Annotated in this window: 18 protein-coding genes; 11 read left to right on the top strand and 7 right to left on the bottom strand. The window is 72.7% G+C overall.

The window, feature by feature from the left end; translation table 11 throughout:
- Positions 1–35 precede the first annotated feature (35 nt).
- Together ACF07N_RS28530 and lgt are read left to right on the top strand one after the other, a co-directional pair.
- A complete protein-coding gene (locus ACF07N_RS28530) occupies positions 36–812 on the top strand; it encodes a DsbA family protein (protein ID WP_383333263.1) in 777 nt (258 codons plus the stop codon).
- An 85-nt stretch (positions 813–897) separates the two neighbouring features.
- Positions 898–1,920, top strand: coding sequence for a prolipoprotein diacylglyceryl transferase (gene lgt / locus ACF07N_RS28535; protein WP_392118228.1), 1,023 nt, complete (start codon positions 898–900; stop codon positions 1,918–1,920).
- Between the two features lie 60 nt (positions 1,921–1,980).
- On the opposite strand, the gene ACF07N_RS28540 is transcribed toward lgt, so the two are convergent.
- The 6 genes from ACF07N_RS28540 to ACF07N_RS28565 are packed head-to-tail and all read right to left on the bottom strand — an operon-like array spanning position 1,981 to position 8,841.
- Entirely contained in the window at positions 1,981–2,796 is an 816-nt protein-coding gene (locus ACF07N_RS28540; protein WP_392118231.1) for an HpcH/HpaI aldolase/citrate lyase family protein, read from the bottom strand.
- Entirely contained in the window at positions 2,793–3,992 is a 1,200-nt protein-coding gene (locus ACF07N_RS28545; RefSeq protein WP_392118233.1) for a CaiB/BaiF CoA transferase family protein, read from the bottom strand. Before ACF07N_RS28545 ends, ACF07N_RS28540 begins: the two co-directional genes overlap by 4 nt.
- Entirely contained in the window at positions 3,989–5,350 is a 1,362-nt protein-coding gene (locus tag ACF07N_RS28550; protein WP_392118236.1) for an ADP-ribosylglycohydrolase family protein, read from the bottom strand. Before ACF07N_RS28550 ends, ACF07N_RS28545 begins: the two co-directional genes overlap by 4 nt.
- Positions 5,338–6,507 carry an ADP-ribosylglycohydrolase family protein gene (locus ACF07N_RS28555; RefSeq protein ID WP_392118239.1) on the bottom strand — a complete coding sequence of 390 codons (1,170 nt, stop codon included), beginning with the start codon at positions 6,505–6,507 and terminating at the stop codon, positions 5,338–5,340. The genes ACF07N_RS28550 and ACF07N_RS28555 overlap by 13 nt, the downstream gene beginning before the upstream one ends.
- Before the next feature lie 7 nt (positions 6,508–6,514).
- Entirely contained in the window at positions 6,515–7,780 is a 1,266-nt protein-coding gene (locus ACF07N_RS28560; protein ID WP_392118242.1) for an ADP-ribosylglycohydrolase family protein, read from the bottom strand.
- Positions 7,777–8,841 (bottom strand): ADP-ribosylglycohydrolase family protein, encoded by a 1,065-nt coding sequence (locus tag ACF07N_RS28565; protein WP_392118245.1) that lies wholly within the window; start codon positions 8,839–8,841, stop codon positions 7,777–7,779. The genes ACF07N_RS28560 and ACF07N_RS28565 overlap by 4 nt, the downstream gene beginning before the upstream one ends.
- 215 nt (positions 8,842–9,056) lie before the next feature.
- Here ACF07N_RS28565 and ACF07N_RS28570 point away from each other — a divergent pair, with 215 nt between their 5' ends.
- The 5 genes from ACF07N_RS28570 to ACF07N_RS28590 all read left to right on the top strand — a co-directional run bounded on the left by ACF07N_RS28570 (position 9,057) and on the right by ACF07N_RS28590 (position 18,953).
- Positions 9,057–9,788, top strand: a complete 732-nt coding sequence (locus tag ACF07N_RS28570; RefSeq protein ID WP_383585361.1) for a VIT1/CCC1 transporter family protein — start codon at positions 9,057–9,059, stop codon at positions 9,786–9,788.
- Positions 9,789–10,172: 384 nt separating this feature from the next.
- Positions 10,173–14,771 (top strand): glutamate synthase large subunit, encoded by a 4,599-nt coding sequence (gene gltB, locus ACF07N_RS28575; protein WP_392118785.1) that lies wholly within the window; start codon positions 10,173–10,175, stop codon positions 14,769–14,771.
- Positions 14,764–16,227, top strand: coding sequence for a glutamate synthase subunit beta (locus ACF07N_RS28580; RefSeq protein WP_392118248.1), 1,464 nt, complete (start codon positions 14,764–14,766; stop codon positions 16,225–16,227). Before gltB ends, ACF07N_RS28580 begins: the two co-directional genes overlap by 8 nt.
- Positions 16,228–16,461: 234 nt before the next feature.
- Complete coding sequence (locus tag ACF07N_RS28585; protein ID WP_392118251.1) at positions 16,462–17,196, top strand: vWA domain-containing protein; 735 nt, start codon at positions 16,462–16,464, stop codon at positions 17,194–17,196.
- A 101-nt stretch (positions 17,197–17,297) separates the two neighbouring features.
- A complete protein-coding gene (locus ACF07N_RS28590) occupies positions 17,298–18,953 on the top strand; it encodes a cytochrome bc complex cytochrome b subunit (protein ID WP_392118254.1) in 1,656 nt (551 codons plus the stop codon).
- A gap of 83 nt (positions 18,954–19,036) precedes the next feature.
- Here ACF07N_RS28590 and ACF07N_RS28595 read toward each other — a convergent pair whose 3' ends face one another.
- The gene (locus ACF07N_RS28595; RefSeq protein WP_383333287.1) at positions 19,037–19,921 is read right to left on the bottom strand and encodes a hypothetical protein; all 885 of its coding nucleotides are present in this window, start codon (positions 19,919–19,921) and stop codon (positions 19,037–19,039) included.
- 122 nt (positions 19,922–20,043) lie between these two features.
- On the opposite strand from ACF07N_RS28595, the gene ACF07N_RS28600 reads away from it, so the two are divergent.
- From ACF07N_RS28600 to pepN, 4 genes are all read left to right on the top strand, one after another.
- Positions 20,044–20,493, top strand: coding sequence for a GNAT family N-acetyltransferase (locus ACF07N_RS28600; RefSeq protein WP_392118257.1), 450 nt, complete (start codon positions 20,044–20,046; stop codon positions 20,491–20,493).
- A gap of 44 nt (positions 20,494–20,537) precedes the next feature.
- Positions 20,538–20,888, top strand: coding sequence for a chorismate mutase (locus ACF07N_RS28605; RefSeq protein ID WP_392118260.1), 351 nt, complete (start codon positions 20,538–20,540; stop codon positions 20,886–20,888).
- 186 nt (positions 20,889–21,074) lie between these two features.
- Positions 21,075–21,620 carry a two-component system response regulator gene (locus ACF07N_RS28610; RefSeq protein WP_383333293.1) on the top strand — a complete coding sequence of 182 codons (546 nt, stop codon included), beginning with the start codon at positions 21,075–21,077 and terminating at the stop codon, positions 21,618–21,620.
- 67 nt (positions 21,621–21,687) lie between these two features.
- The gene (gene pepN, locus ACF07N_RS28615; RefSeq protein WP_392118263.1) at positions 21,688–24,186 is read left to right on the top strand and encodes an aminopeptidase N; all 2,499 of its coding nucleotides are present in this window, start codon (positions 21,688–21,690) and stop codon (positions 24,184–24,186) included.
- Positions 24,187–24,313 lie beyond the last annotated feature (127 nt).

The raw sequence follows: 24,313 nt of genomic DNA on the forward strand, positions 1-24,313 counted from the left end.
AGGCGCGGTGCGCCTCCCCGGTTCGTTTCCGGGGTGTGAGCGAGAAGAACCGTGAGGGAAAGCGCACCGCCCGGGAGAAGCTGGCGGTCGAGCGTGAGAAGCACAAGTCCGCCGAGAAGCGCCGGCGCGCGCTGGTCGTGGGCGGGGCCGTGGTGGCCGTCCTGGGACTCGCGGCGGTGATCGGCGTCGTCGCGGCCAACGCCGGCAAGGACGACGGCGGCGAGGCCTCGGGCCCGGTGGTGGCCCCCTCGGGAGCGCAGGGCAAGGACGGCCTGGCGATCCCCGTCGGCAAGGACAGCGCCAAGTCCACGCTCACGGTGTGGGAGGACTTCCGCTGCCCGGCCTGCAAGTCCTTCGAGACGGCGTACCGGCCGGTGATCCACGAGCTGACCGAGGCCGGTCAGCTGAAGGCCGAGTACCACCTGGTCACGCTCATCGACGGCAACATGGGCGGCACGGGCTCGCGCAACGCGGCCAACGCCGCCGCCTGCGCCCAGGACGCCGGGAAGTTCCCCGCGTACCACGACGTGCTCTTCGACAACCAGCCCGCGGAGGTCGACGACGCCTACGCGGACAACGACAAGCTGATCGAGCTCGCCGGCAAGGTCGACGGTCTGGACACGCCGGCCTTCCGCTCGTGCGTCGAGGACGGCACCCACAACGCCTGGGTCGCCAAGTCCCACCAGGCCTTCGACGAGGGCGACTTCTCCGGCACGCCGACGGTGCTGTTCGACGGCAAGAACATCTACCAGGACCGGACGATGACCCCGGCGAAGCTGAAGCAGATGGTGCAGGAGGCGAACCGGACCTGAGGGACCGTCGCCCGTCCCCTGTTATGGACCCGTAGCCGGGCCGCCTGCCCCGGGCCCGGTCCGGCACGGTAGCGTCGACCTTGCCATGGAACTTGCCTTCATTCCCAGCCCGTCGCGCGGGGTGCTGTACCTCGGACCCATTCCGCTGCGCGGCTACGCGTTCTGCATCATCATCGGCGTCTTCGTCGCGGTCTGGCTCGGCAACAAGCGCTGGATCGCCCGGGGCGGGCGGGCCGGCACGGTGGCCGACATCGCTGTCTGGGCCGTGCCCTTCGGCCTGATCGGCGGCCGCCTCTACCACGTGATCACGGACTACGAGCTGTACTTCAGCGAGGGCCGTGACTGGGTGGACGCCTTCAAGATCTGGGAAGGCGGCCTCGGCATCTGGGGCGCGATCGCGCTCGGCGCGCTGGGCGCGTGGATCGGCTGCCGCCGCCGGGGCATCCCGATGCCGGCCTACGCCGACGCCGTCGCCCCGGGCATCGCCCTGGCGCAGGCGATCGGCCGCTGGGGCAACTGGTTCAACCAGGAGCTGTACGGCAAGCCCACCGATCTGCCGTGGGCCCTGGAGATCACGTCGTCGGCGGACGGTCGGGTCCCGGGCACGTACCACCCGACGTTCCTCTACGAGTCGCTGTGGTGCGTCGGCGTCGCGGTCCTCGTCATCTGGGCCGACCGCCGCTTCCGCCTCGGACACGGCCGGGCCTTCGCGCTGTACGTCGCCGCGTACTGCGCGGGCCGGGCGTGGATCGAGTACATGCGGGTCGACGACGCCCACCACATCCTGGGCCTGCGGCTGAACGTCTGGACCGCGATCCTGGTGTTCCTGCTCGCGGTGACGTACTTCGTGCTGTCGGCGAGGAAGCGGCCCGGGCGGGAAGAGGTCGTGGAGCCGGGCGCGGTGGCTTCCGGCGGTGCCGCCGACGGCGACGAGAAGGCCGTCGACCTGGGCAAGGGCGACGCGGACGGCAAGGGCGCCGAAAGTTCCGAGGGCGTCGAGAAGGACAAGGGCTCCGCGGGCGGCGAGGCCGCCGCGGGGGACGAGGCCGCGGGTGAGACCGAAGCCGGCGGGGCCAGGAACCAGGCCGGGTCGGGGAAGAAGGCCTGACGGCTCCCTTTCGCAGCGACCTGTCCGAGGGCGCCCGGGTGACCGGGCGCCCTCGGCATGTCAGCGGCGGCCCGCGAGGGCCAGGGTGCGGCGGGCCGCCGCCACCACCGCCGCGTCCACGAAGCGGCCGTCGGGCAGGGCCTGGGCGCCCCGTTCGGCCGTCGTCGCCTTCAGGATCGTCTCCGCCTGTTCGATCTCCTCGCCGGTGGGCAGGTAGGCGCGTGCGATGACCGGCAGCTGGCGGGGGTGGATCGCGGCGCGGCCCAGGAAGCCCAGGGCGCGGCCGTGGGCGCAGGAGGCGGCCAGGCCCTCCAGGTCGCGGATGTCGGGATGGACCGACTGCGCCGGCGGGGGCAGGCCCGCCGCCCGGGCGGCCACGACCACCCGGGCGCGCGACCAGTCGAGGCCGGTGTCGTCCCGGACCCCCAGGTCGGCCCTCAAATCCGCCTCCCCGAGCGCGATGCCCCGCAGGTTCGGATGGGCCGTGGCGACGGCGTAGGCCTGTTCCACCGCGAGGGCCGACTCCAGCAGGGCGTACAGCGCGGCCGTCGTGCGGTGGGCGATGTGGGTGATCCCGGCCGCCGAGGTCACCTTGGGCAGGCGCAGACCGGACAGGCCCGGGGCTTGGGCGAGGGCGCCGATGTCCTGTTCGGCCCACGGGCTGTCCAGGGCGTTGACGCGGACGTGGACGGGGACCGGAGGCGGGTCCGCGAGCAGGTCGGCGGTGGCGTCGCGGGCGTAGGTCTTGCGGTCGGGGTCGACCGCGTCCTCCAGGTCGACGATCACCACGTCGGCGCCGCAGGTGAGGGCCCTGGCCACCACGTGGGGGCGGTCCCCCGGGGCGTAGAGCCAGGTGAGCGGTGGCGCCGTCGTCATACGACGCCCTCGGCGCGCAGCTCCTTCAGGTCGGTCTCGGTGAGGCCGAGTCCGGTCAGGACCTCGTCGGTGTCGGCGCCGTGCGGGCGGCCGGCCCAGCGGATCGAGCCGGGCGTGGCGGACAGGCGGAAGAGGACGTTCTGCATGCGCAGCGGGCCCAGTTCCGGGTCGTCGACGGTGGTGACGGTGTCCAGGGCCTGGTACTGCGGGTCGGCCAGCACGTCCCGGACGTCGTAGATCGGGGCGGCCGCCGCCTCGGCCTTCTCGAAGGCGGCCAGGACGTCGGCGCGGGGGCGGGCGGCGATCCAGGAGCCGACCGCCTCGTCCAGGACGTCGGCGTGGGCGGCGCGGTCGGCGCCGGTGGCGAACCACGGCTCGTCGATCAGGTCGGGGCGTCCCACCAGGCGCATCACGCGCTCGGCGACCGACTGCGCCGAGGTGGACACGGCGACCCAGGTGCCGTCCGCGGTGCGGTAGACGCCGCGCGGGGCGTTGTTGGGGGAGCGGTTGCCGGTGCGGGGCTGGACGTGGCCGAGCTGGTCGTACCAGAGCGGCTGGGGTCCCAGGGCGGCCAGGATCGGCTCGATCAGGGCCATGTCGACGACCTGTCCCTCACCGGTGCGGTCCCGGGCGGCGAGCGCCGTCATCACCGCGTACGCCGTCGTCAGGCCCGCGATCGCGTCGGCCAGGCCGAACGGCGGGAGGGTCGGGGGCGCGTCGGGCTCGCCGGTGATCGCGGCGAAGCCGCTCATCGCCTCGGCGAGGGTGCCGAACCCGGGGCGGTGCGCGTAGGGGCCGAACTGGCCGAAGCCGGTGACGCGGGCCAGGACCAGGCGGGGGTTGACGGCCGACAGCTCCGGCCAGCCCAGGTCCCACTTCTCCAGGGTGCCGGGGCGGAAGTTCTCGACGATCACGTCGGCGGTCGCGGCGAGGCGCAGCAGGGTGGTGCGGCCGCCGGGCCGGGACAGGTCGAGGGTGATGGTCCGCTTGTTGCGGCCGAGCATCTTCCACCACAGCCCGATGCCGTCCTTGGACGGGCCGTGGCCGCGGGAGGGGTCCGGCTTCCGCGGGTGCTCGACCTTGACGACCTCCGCGCCGAAGTCGCCGAGCAGGGTGGCGGCCATCGGCCCGGCGAAGAGGGTGGCGAGGTCGAGGACGCGCAGGCCGGAGAGGGGCGCGGGCTGGGGAGCGGTCATGAGCGGTGGGTCTCCCGGTGGGTGAGGTGGGCGAGGGTGTCGAAGCCGACGCCGTGGAAGTCGCCGACGGAAGTGGACAGGCGGTTCTTCAGCGGTGCCGTCCAGCGGCCGGGGAGTGCCGCCGGGTGGCCGGCCAGCAGGCCGGCGACGCAGCCCGCGGTGGCGCCGTTGGAGTCGGTGTCCCAGCCGCCGCTCACCGCCCGGCAGACGGAGCCGGTGAAGTCGCCGTTCGCGTGGGTGAGGGCGGCGGCGATCAGCGCCGTGTTGGGGACGGCGTGCACCCAGTGGTGGGTGGCGGCGTGGGTGGTGTGGAGCGCGTCGACGACCGTGTCGAAGTCGGCGTGCCGGTGGGCCAGTTCGACGGCCTGGCGGACGGCCCGGGCGAGGCGGGAACGCGGGGGGACGACCCTGAGGCCGGTGCGCAGGCAGGTGTGGACGTCGGCGGTGCCGGTCGCGGCCGTCGCGATGGCGGCCGCCGCGAACATCGCCGCGTAGACGCCGTTGGCGGTGTGGGTGAGGGTGGCGTCCCGGTGGGCCTGCGCGGCCGCGGCGCCCGGGTCGCCCGGGTTGGTCCAGCCGTGGACGTCGGCGCGGATCAGGGCGCCGATCCATTCCCGGAACGGGTTGCGGTGACGGGCGGTGTGCGGGGGTTCCAGGCCGCTGAGGAGATTGCGGTAGGCGACGCGTTCCGCGGTGAAGGTGCGTCCGGCGGGGAGTTCGTCGAGCCAGGTGCGGGCCACGTCCGCGGTGGTGAAGGACGTGCCGTGGCGCTTCAGGAGGAGCAGGTTGAGCAGGGGGTAGTTGAGGTCGTCGTCCTCGGGCATGCCGTCGATGTTCTCGGCGAGGGAGGTGGCCGCCGAGCGGCGGTTCCAGGGGTGTGCGGCGAGGAGGTCCCGCGGGACGCCCCTGGCGGTGAAGTAGGTGGTGAGGGGCCAGTTGCCGGCCGCTCGGGCCAGTCGGCGGATGGCGTCCAGGGGCAGTTTCTCGACGGGTTTGCCGAGCAGGCAGCCGACGGCCCGGCCCAGCCAGGCGGCTTCGAGGCGCGGGTGGGGTGCGGCCGGGCCGGGAGTGGGCTCCGGCCAGTCGGCGCAGACGGCCCTGATCTGCTCCAGGTCCGTCGGTTCGTCGTCCGCCAGGGTGCTGGGCAGGTCCGCCAGTTCGTCCAGCAGGTCCTCGGCCAGTTGCCGCAGGTAGCGGGTCGTGGGGGTGGGGGAGGCGCCGGCGGTGGCCGGGGCCGGTGGGCCGCCCGCGGCTCGCCAGCGGGCCGCGATCGCCTTCGGCTCGCGGCCGTCCTGGCTCGCCTGGCGCAGTTCGTGGCCGAGCAGGTCCTCCGGCTGGACCCAGGTCAGTCGGAGCATTCCCGGCCTCCGAGAACGGCGAAGGCCCGCTCGTGGGCGCGGCGGCGGGTCACGTCCCGGGCGAAGACCTCCCGGGTCACCTCCGCGAGCGTGGCGGCCGGTTCCCACAGGTCCAGGCGGCTGGCCTCCGCCACGGTCTTCGCCCAGTCCTCCGGAACCCGTGCGCCCAGGGCCCCGGCCAGGGCGCCGGCCATCGTGGCGATGGAGTCGCAGTCCCGGCCGTAGTTCACGGCGCCGAGGACCGCGTGGCGGTAGTCGCCCCCCGCGACGAGCAGCATGCCCAGGGCGACGGGCAGTTCCTCGATCGCGTGGAGGCGGGACGGGCGCCGGGCGCCCAGGGAGGGGGCACGGTAGTCGGGGCCCACCGTGTCGTAGGGGGCGACCGCCTCGCGCAGCGGGCTCAGGGCCGATTCGAAGTCCGTGTGGCGGGACGCCTCTTCGCAGACCCGCTCGATCGCCGTCCGGGTGCCGTCCTTCGCCAGCGACAGGCACGCCGAGACGACCGAGTCCGGAGTCGCCCCGGGGGTGCACGCGGCGGCCACCGCCGCGGCCAGGACGCCCGCCGCCTCGCGGCCGTACGAGGACTGGTGGGCGCCGGCGATGTCCAGGGCCTCTGCGTACGCCGCCCGCGGGTCGGCCGCGTTGACCAGGCCGACCGGGGCCGTGTACATCGCCGCCCCGCAGTTGACGATGTTGCCGGTGCCGGCCTCGCGTGGGTCGGCATGGCCGTAGTGGATCCTCGTGACCAGCCATTTCTCCGCGAGGAAGATCCGCTGGAGGGGGAGCGCCTCGGTCTCCAGCTCCGGGATCCAGCGGGGCTCGGTCATCAGGTCGGGGACCAGGTGGTCGGCGATCGCGTAGGCGTCGAGGTGGTCGCGGACCCGGGCGTAGACGCGGATGAGGGCGTGCGTCATCAGGGTGTCGTCGGTGACGTGGCCGTCACCCTTGTGGTACGGGGCGAGCGGCCGGGCCGTGCGCCAGGCGTCGCCGTGCCAGGGGCCGACGACGCCGTGGACGCGGCCGCCGTGACGTTCCAGGATCTGGTCGGGTGAGTAGCCCTCGACGGGGCCGCCGAGGGCGTCGCCGACGGCCGCGCCGACCAGGGCTGAGGTGATTCGTTCGTCCAGCGTGGCGTTTTGGTGGGTTTTGGGCTTCATGGCCGCATCATCCACCGGGGCGGGCTGGTTGGACGGCTTCCAGGAGTCCGGCGAGTTCCACGAGGTCGGTGCCGGTGAGGCGGGGCAGGACGCAGCCCGAGAGGGTGCGGCAGGCGTCCCGCCAGGAGGCCGGGATCGAGGCGCCGCCGCCGAGGGCCCCGGTGAGGGCGCCCACCAGCGCCGGGGCGGAGTCCGCGACGCGGGACAGGCAGGCCGCGGCCGGGACCGCCTCGGCGATGCGGCCGCGGGCGGCGGTGGCCAGGGCGAGGGCGACCGGGACGGTCTCGGCCGCGGCGATGCCGTAGCTGTAGACGTGGTCGACGATCTGGTGCTCCAGGGGCGGGACCAGGGCGAAGGCGCTGTCCGCCACGGCCGCGAGTTCCAGGGCGTGCCGGGCGTTGCGGCCGATCTCCGTCCCGGCGGGCAGTTCGGCGAGGGCGGCGGTGACGCAGGCGTCGACGTGCGCGCCGGCCAGGGCGAGGGCGAGGGCCGCCGCCATCGCGCGGGCGCCGTGGACTCCGTCGCCGTCCTGGGTGTAGCGGGCGTCGAACTCGGCGAGATCCGCGGCGCTCCGGGGATCGCCGGGGTGGGCCACGGCCAGGACGCAGGCGCGCACACAGGCGGCGTCGTCGAAGTAGTGCGGGTTGTCGTGGCCGGTGGCGGGCGGGCGCAGGCCGGCGGCGAGGTTGCCGAGGCCGGCGCGGACGGAGATGCGGGCGCGCAGCGGGATGACCGCGGACTCGATCTCGGGGGCGCGGTCCGCCGCGGCGGCGACCTCGCCGGCCACGGCGTTCCAGGTGAGGTCGATGGCGGCGCGGGTGCGGCGGTCCCGGCTCAGGTCGTTCAGGACGGTGTCGTCGCCCGCGCGCAGCAGGGCCTCGGCGGCGAAGGCCGCCCATTCCGCGTCGTCGGAGGGGCCGAGGCGGAGGGGCTCGGGGGGCTGGTTGAGGGCGATGGGGACGGGGAGGGTGGTCGTCGCGTTGTGTTCGGCGAACGTGTCGAGTTCGCGGGTGAGGCGGCGGGTCCAGTCGGGCATGCGGGCGGCCCGGTGCCGGGCGGCGGGCCAGCCGGCCGCGTCGCCGGCGGCGAGGCCCAGCAGGAGGCCTTCGGTCCTCTGTTCTCCCAGCCGCACACCGCCCGTGACGGTCGCCCGAGGGGTTTTGGTCTCCCGGGGGGCGACCTCGCCGTCGGCGGCCGCGGGGGTTGCGTGCGTGGGCGGGGCGGTGCCGTGAGCTGCCGGTGGTCCGGGGGGTGCCGGGTCGGGTGCCGTCATGCGGGGGCCTCCGTCGCGTCGTCCGCCGCCAGGACGAAGTCCGCCGGCTCCGGGGGAGTGCCGGGCACCGCCGGGGTCAGCAGATCCGCCGCCTCCAGCACGTGGTGGCCCGCCATCGCCGGGAGGCAGGAGCCCCGCGCCGGGGTGATGGCCGCCGCCCAGGCCGCCGGGATCGCCGCCACGCCCCGGGTCGCGCCCGCCAGCGCGCCCGCCACCGCCGCCGTCGTGTCCGCGTCGCGGCCCATGTTCACCGCGGTCAGCACGGACTGCTCGAAGTCGCCGTCGGCCGCCGCGTAGGCGCCGAACGCGAGAGCGACCGCCTCGGGGGCCAGGTCGGTCCACGGGTAGCCGCCGATGACGACGGCGGAGCGGACCGCGCGTTCGCCGCGGTGGGCGACCGCCACCGCGCGGCGCAGGCTGCGGGCGGTCCACGAGTCGTCGGGCACGACCGCGAGGGCCGCGGCCACCACCGCCGTCGGCGGGGCACCGGCCATCGCCGCCGCGACGCCCGCCGCCACCGCCTGGCCGCCGTGGATGCCCTCGCCGTCGTGGCTGACCGAGCCGTCGATGGCGACCAGCCGGGCCGCCTCCGCAGGGCGGCCCGCCGCGAACACCCCGAAGGGGGCCGCGCGCATGGCCAGGCCGTCGCTCCAGGCGTGCCGGTGCTGGGCGGAGATGGGCGCGGCCAGGCCCCGGCGCAGGTTCTCCAGCGTGCCGCGCTCGCTGAAGCCGGCGCCCCGGAAGGGGCCCTCGTCGCGGTCGGCGATCAGCTCGTGCCAGGCCGCCTCGACGTGGGCCGGGGTGAGCGCGGAGCCGTGCCGGGCCAGCAGCAGGGCCGAGAAGAGCGCGTACTCGGTGTCGTCCGTGCCGGCCGGCTTGTCGGCCACGTAGCCCGTGATGCGGCCCCACTTCGCGCGGATCTCGGACGGCTTCATGTTCTCGGCGGGCGCCCCGAGGGCGTCACCGACGGCCAGGCCCAGCAGTGCGCCCCGGGCCCGCGCGCGGAGTCCGATGGCGTCCCCGGGCGCCGGAACGGAGGGGATGCAGGCGATCGATGCCATGGGGCATGTGTCCCACCGCGGGGACCGCGGCGAGCCTCCTGAGCCTCAGCATCACCCGGTCGACATCTGTGAGAGGTGATGATCAAGTGAGCGGAAAACGGTAAAACCGCAGGTTAGCCCAGCCTTTCCTTGCTGGCAGGGGTGGAATTCGAGGGGTAGTTTCGGTGTTGTACAACTCTGGAACGTGTCCAAAGTAGGGGAGCGGGGTTTCTTCCATGGCCATCATCGAGACCGAGGCGGCGCTGCACGAGGCGCACCGGGACAACCACACCCACCGGGACGTGAACGGCGGCTGGCTGCGTCCCGCGGTGTTCGGTGCGATGGACGGCCTCGTCTCCAACCTGGCCCTGATGACGGGTGTCGCGGGCGGGGCGGTCAGCCAGCAGACCGTCGTCCTCAGCGGCCTTGCGGGCCTGGCCGCCGGCGCCTTCTCGATGGCCGCCGGTGAGTACACCTCCGTGGCCTCGCAGCGCGAGCTCGTCGAGGCCGAGCTGGACGTGGAGCGGCGCGAACTGCGCAAGCACCCCAAGGACGAGGAGGCCGAGCTGGCCGCCCTCTACGAGGCGCGAGGGGTCGAGCCGCGGCTGGCCCGCGAGGTGGCCCGGCAGCTGTCGAAGGACCCCGAGCAGGCGCTGGAGATCCACGCCCGGGAGGAACTGGGCATCGACCCCGGCGACCTGCCCTCGCCCACCGTCGCCGCGGTGTCCAGCTTCGGCTCCTTCGCGCTCGGCGCGCTCGTCCCGGTGCTGCCGTACCTGCTGGGCGCGAGCAGCATGTGGCCGGCGGTGCTGCTGGCGCTGCTGGGGCTCTTCCTGTGCGGCGCGGTGGTGGCCAAGGTGACGGCGCGCAGCTGGTGGTACAGCGGTCTGCGGCAGCTGCTCCTGGGAGGCGCGGCGGCCGGTGTGACGTACGCCCTGGGCACCTTGTTCGGAACGGCCGTAGGATAGCGCGGCTCGGACTTATGCGTGGGGCCGCATAAGTAACCGTTACTCGCTGGTTTCGAACGCGCAACCATCGGGCATGAGCCGTAAGCGCTGCGGGCAATGAGGCCCGCGGCGTGCCCCCAGCGGGGCGGGCGAAGACGCCTGCCCCCGCCCCAGGGCCCGACGGGAACCGACCTCACCCGGTCGTTCCGTACTGGCCCCCCATAGCTTCCGCCGTCGGCGCGGTACCCCCGCCGCGCACCCACGGTGTCCGCATGCTGGAACGGGTTATCCCGGTTCCCGAGAACCGCTCCATCATGTAACCTGCACGAAATTTTGCGATCACGCAGAGGGCCAACGTCGTCCCTCGGCACTTGCACATGCCACATGACGACGACGGGAGAGCCGATGCGTACGCCGCGCCAGCCGTCCCAGCACTCCGCGAATGGCCAGAACTGGTCCTTCATGGATGCTCGCCCTGCTGCGCAGGGTATGTACGACCCCCGCAACGAGCACGACGCCTGCGGCGTCGGCTTCGTCGCCACCCTCACCGGCGAGGCGTCCCACACCCTGGTCGAGCAGGCTCTCACCGTCCTGCGCAACCTGGAGCACCGCGGTGCCACCGGCTCCGAGCCCGACTCGGGCGACGGCGCCGGCATCCTGTCGCAGGTCCCGGACGCCTTCTTCCGTGATGTGGCCGGATTCGAACTGCCCGCGGCCGGTGCCTACGCCGTCGGCATCGCCTTCCTGCCGGAGGACTCCACCGCCGAGGCCGTCTCACGCATCGAGACCATCGCCGCCGACGAGGGCCTGACCGTCCTCGGCTGGCGCGAGGTCCCGGTCGCGCCCCAGCTGCTGGGTGCCACCGCCCGGTCGACCATGCCGGCCTTCCGGCAGATCTTCGTCGCCGACGGCACCTCCGAGGGCATCGCCCTCGACCGCAAGGCCTTCGTGCTGCGCAAGCGCGCCGAGCGCGAGGCCGGCGTGTACTTCCCCTCGCTGTCGGCCCGCACGATCGTCTACAAGGGCATGCTGACCACCGGCCAGCTGGAGCCCTTCTTCCCGGACCTGTCCGACCGCCGCTTCGCCTCCGCGATCGCGCTCGTGCACTCCCGGTTCTCGACCAACACGTTCCCCTCCTGGCCGCTGGCACACCCGTACCGCTTCGTCGCGCACAACGGCGAGATCAACACGGTCAAGGGCAACCGCAACTGGATGGTGGCCCGCGAGTCGCAGCTCGTCTCCGACCTGTTCGGCTCCGACGACAAGGCGATCGACCGGATCTTCCCGATCTGCACGCCGGACGCCTCCGACTCCGCCTCCTTCGACGAGGTCCTGGAGCTGCTGCACCTGGGCGGCCGCTCCCTGCCGCACTCGGTGCTGATGATGATCCCGGAGGCGTGGGAGAACCACGACTCCATGGACCCGGCCCGGCGTGCCTTCTACCAGTTCCACTCCACGATGATGGAGCCCTGGGACGGCCCCGCCTGTGTCACCTTCACCGACGGCACCCAGGTCGGCGCGGTCCTCGACCGCAACGGCCTGCGCCCCGGCCGCTACTGGGTCACCGACGACGGCCTCGTCGTCCTCGGCTCCGAGGTCGGCGTCCTGGACATCGACCCGGCCAAGGTCGTCCGCAAGGGCCGCCTGCAGCCCGGCCGCATGTTCCTCGTCGACACCGCCGAGCACCGCATCATCGAGGACGACGAGATCAAGGCCGGCCTCGCCGCCGAGCACCCCTACCAGGAGTGGGTGGAGGCCGGCGAGATCGAGCTGTCCGACCTGCCCGAGCGCGAGCACATCGTCCACACCCACGCCTCGGTCACCCGCCGCCAGCAGACCTTCGGCTACACCGAGGAGGAGCTGCGCGTCATCCTCGCGCCGATGGCCAAGGCCGGTGCCGAGCCGATCGGCTCGATGGGCACCGACTCGCCGATCGCCGCGCTGTCGGACCGCCCGCGTCTGCTGTTCGACTACTTCACGCAGCTGTTCGCGCAGGTCACCAACCCGCCGCTGGACGCCATCCGCGAGGAGCTGGTCACCTCCCTGCGCTCGTCGCTGGGCCCGCAGGGCAACCTGCTCGACCCGAACGCGGCCTCCTGCCGCAGCGTCCTGCTGCCCTTCCCGGTCATCGACAACGACGAGCTGGCCAAGCTCATCCACATCAACGCCGACGGCGACATGCCGGGCTTCAAGGCCGCGACCCTGTCCGGCCTGTACCGGGTGCACGGTGGCGGCGACGCGCTCGCCGCGCGGATCGAGGAGATCTGCGCCGAGGCCGACGCCGCCATCGACAACGGCGCCCGCCTGATCGTCCTGTCCGACCGGCACTCCGACGCCGAGCACGCGCCGATCCCGTCGCTGCTGCTCACCGCGGCCGTCCACCACCACCTCATCCGCACCAAGCAGCGCACCCAGGTGGGCCTGCTGGTCGAGGCCGGCGACGTCCGCGAGGTCCACCACGTCGCCCTGCTCATCGGCTACGGCGCCGCCGCGGTCAACCCCTACCTGGCGATGGAGTCCGTCGAGGACCTGGTCCGCGCCGGCACCTTCCTGCCCGGCATCGAGCCCGAGAAGGCCATCCGCAACCTCATCTACGCCCTCGGCAAGGGCGTGCTGAAGGTCATGTCCAAGATGGGCATCTCGACCGTCGCCTCCTACCGCGGCGCCCAGGTCTTCGAGGCCGTCGGTCTCGACGAGGGCTTCGTCCAGAAGTACTTCAACGGCACGGCCACCAAGATCGGCGGCGTCGGCATCGACGTCATCGCCAAGGAGGTCGCCGCCCGGCACGCCAAGGCCTACCCGGCCTCCGGCATCGCCCCGGCGCACCGCGCGCTGGAGATAGGCGGCGAGTACCAGTGGCGCCGCGAGGGCGAGCCGCACCTGTTCGACCCGGAGACCGTCTTCCGCCTCCAGCACTCCACGCGCGCCGGCCGGTACGACATCTTCAAGAAGTACACCGAGCGCGTGAACGAGCAGTCCGAGCGCCTGATGACGCTGCGCGGCCTGTTCGGCTTCAAGTCCGACCGGAAGCCCATCCCGATCGACGAGGTCGAGCCGGTCTCCGAGATCGTCAAGCGGTTCTCCACCGGCGCCATGTCGTACGGCTCCATCTCGCAGGAGGCGCACGAGACCCTCGCCATCGCCATGAACCAGCTGGGCGGCAAGTCCAACACCGGTGAGGGCGGCGAGGACCCGGAGCGCCTGTACGACCCGGCCCGCCGGTCGTCCATCAAGCAGGTCGCCTCCGGCCGCTTCGGCGTGACCTCCGAGTACCTGGTCAACTCCGACGACATCCAGATCAAGATGGCCCAGGGCGCCAAGCCCGGCGAGGGCGGCCAGCTGCCCGGCCACAAGGTCTACCCGTGGGTCGCCAAGACGCGGCACTCCACGCCGGGCGTCGGCCTCATCTCGCCGCCGCCGCACCACGACATCTACTCCATCGAGGACCTGGCCCAGCTGATCCACGACCTGAAGAACGCCAACCCCCAGGCGCGCATTCACGTCAAGCTGGTCTCCGAGGTCGGCGTCGGCACGGTCGCCGCGGGTGTCTCCAAGGCGCACGCGGACGTCGTGCTCATCTCCGGCCACGACGGCGGCACCGGCGCCTCCCCGCTCACCTCGCTGAAGCACGCGGGCGGTCCCTGGGAGCTGGGCCTCGCCGAGACCCAGCAGACGCTGCTGCTCAACGGCCTGCGCGACCGCATCGTCGTGCAGACCGACGGCCAGCTGAAGACCGGCCGCGACGTGGTCATCGCCGCGCTGCTCGGCGCCGAGGAGTTCGGCTTCGCGACCGCGCCGCTCGTCGTGTCCGGCTGCGTCATGATGCGCGTCTGCCACCTGGACACCTGCCCGGTCGGCATCGCCACGCAGAACCCGGTGCTGCGCGAGCGGTACAACGGCAAGGCCGAGTACGTCGTGAACTTCTTCCAGTACATCGCCCAGGAGGTCCGCGAGCTCCTGGCCGAGCTGGGCTTCCGCTCCATCGAGGAGGCCGTCGGCCACGCCGAGGCGCTCGACGTCTCCCGCGCGGTCGACCACTGGAAGGCGCAGGGCCTGAACCTGGAGCCGCTGTTCCACGTGCCCCAGCTGCCCGAGGGCGCGGTGCGCCACCAGCTGATCGCGCAGGACCACGGCCTGGAGAAGGCGCTCGACAACCAGCTGATCAAGCTGGCCGCCGACGCCCTGGCCGCCTCGGACGCCACCGAGGCCCAGCCGGTCCGCGCCCAGGTGCAGATCCGCAACATCAACCGCACGGTCGGCACCATGCTCGGCCACGAGGTGACGAAGAAGTTCGGCGGCGCGGGCCTGCCCGACGACACCATCGACATCACCTTCACCGGCTCCGCGGGCCAGTCCTTCGGCGCGTTCGTGCCGCGCGGCGTGACGCTGCGCCTGGAGGGCGACGCCAACGACTACGTCGGCAAGGGCCTCTCCGGCGGCCGGATCATCGTCCGCCCGGACCGCGCGGCCGACCACCTCGCCGAGTACAGCGTCATCGCCGGCAACACCATCGGCTACGGCGCCACCGGCGGCGAGATGTTCCTGCGCGGCAAGACCGGTGAGCGGTTCTGCGTGCGCAACTCCGGTGCGACGGTCGTCTCCGAGGGCGTGGGCGACCACGGCTGCGAGTACATGACCGGTGGTCACGCCGTGGTGCTCGGCGAGACCGGCCGCAACTTCGCGGCGGGCATGTCCGGCGGCATCGCCTATGTGATCGACCTGGACCGGGACAACGTCAACGCCGGCAACCTGGACGCGGTCGAGGCGCTGGACGACACCGACAAGCAGTGGCTGCACGACGTGGTCCGCCGCCACCGGGAGGAGACGGGCTCCACCGTCGCCGAGAAGCTCCTGGCCGAGTGGGACACCGCCGTCGAGCGCTTCAGCAAGATCATCCCCAGCACGTACAAGGCAGTGCTCGCCGCCAAGGACGCCGCCGAGCGAGCCGGTCTCTCCGAGACCGAGACCCACGAGAAGATGATGGAGGCGGCGATCAATGGCTGACCCGAAGGGCTTCCTGAACCACGGGCGCGAGGTCGCCAAGTCCCGCCCCGTCGAGGAGCGCGTCCGCGACTGGAACGAGGTCTACGTCCCCGGCTCCCTGCTGCCGATCATCAGCAAGCAGGCCAGCCGCTGCATGGACTGCGGCATCCCGTTCTGCCACAACGGCTGTCCCCTCGGGAACCTCATCCCCGAGTGGAACGACTACGCCTACCGCGAGGACTGGTCGGCCGCGCAGGAGCGCCTGCACGCGACGAACAACTTCCCGGAGTTCACCGGCCGCCTGTGCCCCGCTCCGTGCGAGTCGGCGTGCGTGCTGGGCATCAACCAGCCGCCGGTCACCATCAAGAACGTCGAGGTCTCGATCATCGACAAGGCGTGGGAGACCGGGGACGTCGCCCCGCAGATCCCGGAGCGCCTGTCCGGCAAGACCGTCGCGGTCGTCGGCTCCGGCCCGGCCGGCCTCGCCGCCGCCCAGCAGCTGACCCGCGCCGGTCACACCGTCGCCGTCTACGAGCGCGCGGACCGCATCGGCGGCCTCCTGCGGTACGGCATCCCCGAGTTCAAGATGGAGAAGCGGCACATCAACCGGCGCATAGAGCAGATGCGCGCGGAGGGCACCCGCTTCCGCACGGGCGTCGAGATCGGCCGCGACCTGAAGGCCACGGACCTGAAGAAGCGCTACGACGCGGTCGTCCTGGCCGTCGGCGCGACCACGCCCCGCGACCTGCCGGTGCCCGGCCGGGAACTCAAGGGCATCCACCAGGCCATGGAGTACCTGCCCCTGGCCAACAAGGTGCAGGAGGGCGACTTCGTGGCGCCCCCCATCTCGGCCGAGGGCAAGCACGTCGTGGTCATCGGCGGCGGCGACACCGGCGCGGACTGCGTCGGCACCGCCCACCGCCAGGGCGCGGCCTCCGTCACGCAGCTGGAGATCATGCCCCGCCCGAACGACGAGCGGCACCCGATCGGCCAGCCCTGGCCGACCTTCCCCATGCTGTACAAGGTCACCTCGGCCCACGAGGAGGGCGGTGAGCGCGTGTACTCCGTCTCGACGACCCACTTCGAGGGCGACGAGGACGGCAACGTGCAGTGGCTGCACCTCACCGAGGTGGAGTTCGTCGACGGCAAGCTGACGCCGAAGCCGGGCACGGAGCGCAAGATCCCCGCCCAGCTGGTGACGCTGGCGATGGGCTTCACGGGCACCGACCGCGAGAACGGCCTGGTCGAGCAGTTCGGCCTGGAGCTGGACGAGCGCGGCAACATCGCCCGGGACGCCGACTGGCAGACCAACGTGCCGGGCGTGTTCGTCGCCGGTGACGCCGGCCGCGGCCAGTCGCTCATCGTGTGGGCGATCGCGGAGGGCCGCTCGGCCGCCAAGGGCGTCGACCGCTTCCTGACCGGTGCCAGCGACCTGCCCGCCCCGATCCGCCCGACGGACCGCGCGCTGACGGTCTGAGCGCACCCCACCAGAACGTCCCGCACAAAGGCGTGCGGAACACCGACGGCGCCTGCCCCACTGTCCCCGACCGGACGACCGGGCAGGCGCCGTCGCACGTCCTCGGCCGGTGCCGCCCCCCTGCCGGCCGCCCGGCCCCGCTGCCCGCCCACGACCCCCGACTCCTCCGGGCCCGCCGGCCGGGTGCCGGAACCGAGCGGCGGAGCGGTCGTCGCGGAGTGAGAGAGTGAGCCCATGGCCGCGATCAGTCTGAGCAAGGTGCAGGAGACCGCTCCCGCGCTGGTGGACCTGTACAACAGCGCCGGGGTGTCCCTCACGAAGCACGGGCTGGGCGGGCTGCGCGCCGCGGTCTACCTCGTGATCGACTACTCCGGCTCGATGAAGCCCTACTACAAGGACGGCAGCGTGCAGGCGCTGGCCGACCGGGTGCTCGGCCTGTCCGCGCACCTCGACGACGACGGCACCGTGCCCGTGGTGTTCTTCTCCACCGACGTCGACGCCGAGACGGAGATCGCCCTGGCGGGCCACCAGGGGCGGATCGAGCGGATCGTGGCCGGGCTCGGGCACATGGGAAAGACCAGCTACCACCTGGCCATGGACGCCGTGATCGACCACTACCTCGACAGCGGGACGGCCGCCCCCGCCCTGGTCGTCTTCCAGACCGACGGCGGGCCGATCAACAAGCTCGCCGCGGAACGGTATCTGTGCAAGGCGGCGAGGCTCCCGCTGTTCTGGCAGTTCATCGGCTTCGGCGACCCGCGCAGCAAGCAGTTCGACTTCCTGCGCAAGCTCGACGAGCTGGCCGTGCCCGGCAAGCGCGTCGTGGACAACGCCGGCTTCTTCCACGCGGGGGAGGACCCCCGCCGGGTGCCGGACGCCGAGCTGTACGACCGGCTGGTGGGGGAGTTCCCGACGTGGCTGGCGGCCGCCCGGGCCCAGGGCGTCGTGCGGGACACCGGCACGTGCTGAGCGCCGCGCTCGCCCCTCTGGCCTAGCCGCCCCCTCGCCCCGTTGGCGTGGCCGGGCGGCCGTGCCACGCTGGGAAGGATCCGACGGGGAGGCGACGACGCATGGGCGACGACGGCGCACGACGGGTACACGGGACGGCCTCCGCCCGCAGGGAACCCCCCGCGGGCCGGGGCGAGAAGCTCGCCGACTGGGCGGACGGCCGGCTGGGGCTGTACGCCCTGGCCAAGGCCAACATGCGCAAGGTCTTCCCGGACCACTGGTCCTTCATGCTCGGCGAGGTCACCCTCTACAGCTTCGTCGTGCTGATCCTCACCGGTGTCTACCTGACCCTGTTCTTCGAGCCCAGCATGCAGGAGGTCGTGTACCAGGGCTCCTACACGGAACTCAACGGCGTCCTGATGAGCCGGGCGTTCGAATCCACCCTGGACATCAGCTTCGACGTGCGCGGCGGCCTGCTGATCCGGCAGATCCACCACTGGGCGGCACTGGTCTTCATCACCGGCATGCTGGTGCACATGATGCGGGTGTTCTTCACGGGCGCCTTCCGCAAGCCGCGCGAACTCAACTGGGTCTTCGGCTGGACCCTGCTGATGCTCGGCATCATCACCGGCCTGACCGGCTACTCCCTCCCCGACGACCTGCTGTCCGGCACCGGCCTGCGCTTCGCGCACGGGGCGATCCTGTCGATCCCGATCGTCGGGACGTACGTGGCGTTCTTCCTGTTCGGCGGGGAGTTCCCGGGCGACGACATCATCTCGCGCCTCTTCCCGGTCCATGTGCTGCTGCTGCCCGGCATCATGCTGGGCCTGGTGGCCGCCCACCTGATCCTGGTCTTCTACCACAAGCACACCCAGTTCCCCGGGCCCGGACGCCAGGAGCGGTCGGTCGTCGGCATGCCGTTCCTGCCCGTCTACATGGCCAAGGCCGGCGGCTTCTTCTTCCTCGTCTTCGGCGTGCTGACGGTGATGGGTGCCATCGCCCAGATCAACCCCGTGTGGGCCTTCGGCCCGTACCGGCCCGACCTCGTCACCACCGGCGCCCAGCCCGACTGGTACCTCGGCTTCTCCGAGGGCCTGATCCGGGTGATGCCGGGATGGGAGATCGACCTGTGGGGCCACACGCTCGTCCTCGGCGTGTTCATCCCCTTCACGCTGTTCCCGCTGATCCTGCTCGCCCTCGGCGTCTACCCCTTCGTCGAGGCGTGGGTCACCGGCGACAAGCGCGAGCACCACATCCTGGACCGGCCGCGCAACGTGCCCGTGCGCACCGGCCTGGGCGTGGCCTGGCTGACCCTGTACGCGGTGCTGCTGATCGGCGGCGGCAACGACATCGTCGCCACCCATCTGCACCTGTCCATCAACGCCATCACCTGGTTCGTGCGGATCGGTGTCTTCGTGCTGCCGGTCGTCGCGTTCCTCGTCACGAAGAAGATCTGCATGGGCCTGCAGCGCCGCGACCGCGCCAAGGTCCTGCACGGCAGGGAGACCGGCACCGTCAAACGGCTGCCGACCGGCGAGTACATCGAGGTGCACGAGCCCCTCACGCAGGCGGACCTGTTCACCCTCACCCAGCACGAGCAGAACCCGCCCTACACGGTCGGTCCCGAGGTCGACGCCGGGGGTGTACGGCGCAGGGTCAGGCGGACCGACCGGCTGCGGGCCCGGCTCGCGCACGCCATGTTCGGGCCGGACGCCCGCATCGAGAAGCCGACGGCGGAGGAGTACCGGGAACTCACCGGCGGCGACCGGCCCCACTGACCGGCGCCGCCCGGCCGGCCGGGCGGCGCGTTCCGGGCGGCCGCCTACGTGTCGCACTCCAGCACGCTCCGGCACAACGCCGCCTACGTGTCGCACTCCAGCACGCTCCGGCACAACGCGCACCGGGCCCGGACCCGGCCCCGCACCGGCACCCTGATCCGCTGGTGGCACGTGGGGCAGGGGAACGACACCCGCAGCTGTCCGCCCACGTCGGACACGAACGCGTACCGCACCCCCGGCTGCGGACCCTGCGGCGCGTGCCGCCGGTCGCGGGCGTACCGGCGCCGCCCCGCCCACCCCGCGGCGGTCAGCGGGGGCTGCTGCCCGTCCTGCCGGGCCAGCTCCCTGCCCCGCTCGTACGCCCGGTACGCCTGCGCGCTGGTGAACCACACCGACGGGTCCTCGCCGAAGACCAGCGCCCGCTTCGCCAGCACGTACCCGAACTCCTCCGGCGTGAGGTACCCCAGCTTCTGCGACGACGCCCCGTCCTCCCGGTAGGCGTCCAGCAGCAGCCACCCCGCGCCCAGGTACGTCGTCGCCGTGTCCGTGAGGATCTCGTTGTCCCGCACGCCCGGGAAGGACAGGTCCAGCCGGTGCAGGTACACGTGCGTCACCTCGTGCGCCAGGGCCGCGCCGATGTCCCGCCGATGCGTACGGAACCGGTCGTTCAGCTCCACGAAGTACTCCGGCCCCGCCGCCAGCTCCACATGAGCCGCGTGCCGCATCTCCCGGAAGCTCACGATCAGCCGCGCGTCCGGCAGCCGGTAGTGCCGCACCAGTTCGTGCGCCACCCGCTGCGCCCCCAGGTACAGGTCGTCGGTGTCGCAGAACGCCACGTCGGCCGGGAGCACACTCGTCGCGAACGTCCGGATCGTGTCGTACGAAAGGCGCCGGTACAGCGCCGTGATGGCGGCCCGCACCGTCTCCAGATGCGGGTAGCCGTGCTCGACCGGCCCGTCGTTCGCCACGCCTCACCCCCAGGACGCCCGGCACCCGATGTCCACTGTACGAGCGCCGGACGCGCCGCGGAGGGGTCCGGCCGCGGCGAAAACCGGTCGTCCCGGCCCGGCCCCGCTGCCAGAATCCGGACGTGACCAGCGAACAGCGCACCACCGCCGCACTCACGGTCGGCGGCCGGGACGACGACCTCGAACAGCGGCTCGACGAGGAGCTGACCGCCTACAACACCGCCGCCTCCGGCGGAGCCACCACCGAGCCCCTCTCCGTCCGCGTCACCGACGCCACCGGCGAACTGGTCGGCGGGCTCACCGCCTGGACCTGGGGCAGCCTGTGCTCCGTCGACATGCTCTGGGTGCGCGACGGCCACCGGCACGCCGGCTGGGGCAGCCGGCTGATGCGCGCGGCGGAGACCGAGGCGGCCCGGCGCGGCTGCACCGACATGATCGTCTCCACCTACAGCTTCCAGGCCCCCGGCTTCTACCCGCGCCTCGGCTACCGGGAACGAGGCCGCATCGAGGGCGTGCCCGGCGGCCACGAGGACGTCTACTTCCACAAACGGCTCCCCACGGCCGAGGTGTGAGACGGCCCGCTGCCACCGGACGCGATTCCGTAGGCTGACGCCCCATGACCACCAGCAACACCCGCACCGGCGACGTCGACCCGGCCGTCCGCGAGGAGCTCGCCCGGCTGCGCGACAGCATCGACAACATCGACGCGGCCGTCGTCCACATGCTCGCCGAGCGCTTCAAGTGCACCCAGCAGGTCGGCCACCTCAAGGCCGAACACCAGCTGCCGCCCGCCGACCCGGCGCGCGAGGCCCGCCAGATCGCCCGGCTGCGCGCCCTCGCCGAGAACGCCAAACTGGACCCGGCCTTCGCGGAGAAGTTCCTGAACTTCATCGTGGCCGAGGTCATCCGCCACCACGAGCGGATCGCGGACGAGACAGTCAACGGCTCGGCGCCCGCCGGGACCTGACCGGGCAACGGCCCCGGCGCACCGGCCCCCGCACCACGGGGCCGCGGCCGTCGGTAACCGGCCAGGGGGAGTGACAGGGCGGCCCGCACGGGGCATGCTGCGCTGTGCACAGCACGTCAGCCGGCGAGCACTGCCCGTCAGTGTTCCGCACTACTCTGGTCCTCCACGAGGGAGGGGCGTCGGGCCATGCCGTCGGATACCAGGATCCTCATCGTCGACGACCACGAGGACACGCTGTACGCGCTGGAGAGCGCCCTGGCCCCGCTGGGCTACCGGCTCAGCCGCGCCACCAGCGGCGACGAGGCGCTCAAGGAAGTGCTGCGCGGCCAGGTCGGCCTGCTGCTGCTCGACGTGCGCATGCCCGGCGTCAGCGGTCTTGAGGTCGTGCGCTACATGCGGCGCGTCGAACAGACCCAGCACATCCCGGTCATCCTGCTCACCGGCTTCGGCACCGACCAGGAACTGACCACCGCCGCCTACGGCCTCGGCGTCGCCGACCTCGTCCTCAAACCCGTGGACCCCTGGGCCCTGCGCACCAAGGTCCGCTACCTCTACGACAGCCACCAGCGCCACCTCGCCCTGCAACGCGAGGTACGCCGGCTGCGCACCCTCGTGCGGGACCACACCGACGCCGCGCCCCGCCCGCCGCGCCTGACCCACCCCGACGCGCGCGTGCCGTCCCAGCGGCCCATGGGGGCGCACGCCGGGGAGCTCGAAAGAGACCGCACCTAGACCGGACATTGCTCACGTACCGATCCGCCTCTGTGCCTTGCCGGTGCCATCAGGCAGCATGTCACGCATGTCCGTACTGACGCGCGACGAAGCGCAGACCCGAGCAGACCTCCTCGACGTCCACCGCTACACCATCGACCTGGACCTGACCGGCGGGGACGAGACCTTCGACTCGCACACCCTGATCGCGTTCAGCGCCCGCACGGACGGTGACACCTTCGTCGAGGTCAGGCCCGCCGAGCTGCGCTCCGTCACCCTCGACGGACACCCCCTGGACCCGGAGGCCCTGGACGGCAACCGGCTGCCCCTGAGGAACCTCACCGCCGGAGAGCACGAGCTGCGCGTGCACGCGGCCATGCGCTACTCCCGCACCGGCGAGGGCATGCACCGCTTCACCGACCCCACCGACGGCGAGACCTACGTCTACACGCAGCTGTTCCTCGACGACGTCCAGCGCGTCTTCGCCGCGTTCGACCAGCCCGACCTCAAGGCCGTGTTCGAGCTGTCGGTGCGCGCCCCGCAGGGCTGGACCGTCCTCGCCAACGGCATCACCGAGCACACCGGCGACGGCCACTGGCGAGCCGCCCCCACCCCGCTGATCTCCACCTACCTCGTCGCCGTCGCCGCCGGCCCCTGGCACTCGGTGCGCACCGAGCACCGCGGCCTGCCCTTCGGCCTGCACTGCCGCCGCTCCCTCGCCCCCTACCTGGACGCCGACGCCGACGAACTCCTCGACGTCACGCGCGCGTGCTACGACCGCTACCACGAGAAGTTCGACGAGCCCTACCCCTTCGACTCCTACGACCAGGCCTTCGTGCCCGAGTTCAACGCGGGCGCCATGGAGAACCCCGGACTGGTCACCTTCCGCGACGAGTTCGTCTACCGCTCCGCCGTCACCGACACCGAGCGCCAGACCCGCGCGATGGTCGTCGCCCACGAGATGGCCCACATGTGGTTCGGCGACCTCGTCACCCTCAAGTGGTGGGACGACATCTGGCTGAACGAGTCGTTCGCCGAGTACATGGGCTACCAGACCCTCACCGAGGCCACCCGCTTCACGGACACCTGGACCGACTTCGGCGTCACTCGCAAATCCTGGGGCTACGACGCCGACCAGCGTCCCTCCACCCACCCCGTCGCCCCCGAAGCCGTCGACGACACCGCCTCCGCGCTGCTCAACTTCGACGGCATCTCCTACGCCAAGGGCGCCAGCGCCCTGCGCCAGCTCGTCGCCTGGCTCGGCGAGAAGGACTTCCTCGCCGGCATCAACACCCACTTCGCCCGGCACAGGTTCGCCAACGCCACCCTCGCCGACTTCATCGACTCCCTCGCCGCCGCCACCGAGCGCGACGTCCACGCCTGGGCCGACGCCTGGTTGCGCACCACCGGCGTCGACACCCTCACCCCGCACATCGCCCCCGGCGAGCACGGCACCTGCGCCCTCACCGTCGACCGCGCCGGCAGCCGCCCGCACCACATCGCCGTCGGCCTGTACGACCGGGACCTCGGCGACGACGGCGGCCAGCTCGTGCTGCGCGAACGCCTGCACCTGGACCTGCCGCAGGACGGCGCCCACCCCATCGGCAAGCGCCCCGCCCTCCTGCTCCTCAACGACGGCGACCTCTCCTACGCCAAGGTCCGCTTCGACCCGGAGTCCTTCGAGACCGTCCGCAAGGACCTGTCCGGCCTGCCCTCCCCGCTCACCCGCGCGGTCGTTTGGAACGCCCTGCGCGACGCCGTCCGCGACGGCGAACTCGCGCCCGGCGCCTACCTGGAGACCGCCCGCACCCACCTGCCCCTGGAGACGGACCTCGCCATCGTCCAGGGCGTGCTGGCCTTCGCCGCCACGCAGATCACCGACCGCTACCTCACACCCGGGGAGCGGCCTGCCGCCCTCGCCACCCTGTCCGAGCTGTGCCGCGACCTCATCCGCCGCACCGAGGACGGCGACAACCCCGGCCTGCGCCTGATCGCCGTACGCCACCGCATCCACGTGGCCGCCCACCCCGACACCATCGCCGCCTGGCTCGCCGACGGCACCGTCCCCGGCGGCCCCGAACTCGACCCGGAGCTGCGCTGGCGCGTCCTGGCCCGGCTCGCGGTGCTCGGCGCGACGGACGAGGCCGCCATCGCCGCCGAGCTGCAGCGCGACCCGAGCGCCACCGGCCAGGAGGGCGCCGCCCGCTGCCGGGCCGCGCTGCCCGACCCGGACGCCAAGGCCCGCGCCTGGGCGGCGATGTTCGGCTCCGACGACCTGTCCAACTACCTTTTCGCCGCCACCGCCCGCGGCTTCTGGCAGCCGGAACAGGCCGACCTGGTACGGGAGTATGTGCCGCGCTACTACGCCGACGCGGTCGCCGTCGCCGAGCGCCGCGGCCCCGCCATCGCCACGGCCGTCGGCAGTGACGCCTTCCCCGCCCACGCCGTCGACGCCGACAGCCTCCGCCTCGGCGAGGAATGCCTGCGCGACGCCGCCCCCATCCCGGCACTGCGCCGCAGGCTGGTGGACCAACTGGACGACCTCAAGCGCGCGTTGCGGGTCCGCGAGAGCGGGCAGCCCGCCTGAGCGCGAGGAGCGGCGCCACGCCCGTTCCAGGTGAGCGGGGCCTAGGACCGGTGGCGTAGGGCGCGGGCGGAGACGGCTGGTCCCTTTCGCCGATGCGGACGGAGGGGCGTCGTTCCTAGCCTCGGGC

Source organism: Streptomyces sp. NPDC015242 (genome assembly GCF_043079125.1).
Taxonomy (GTDB): Bacteria; Actinomycetota; Actinomycetes; order Streptomycetales; family Streptomycetaceae; genus Streptomyces.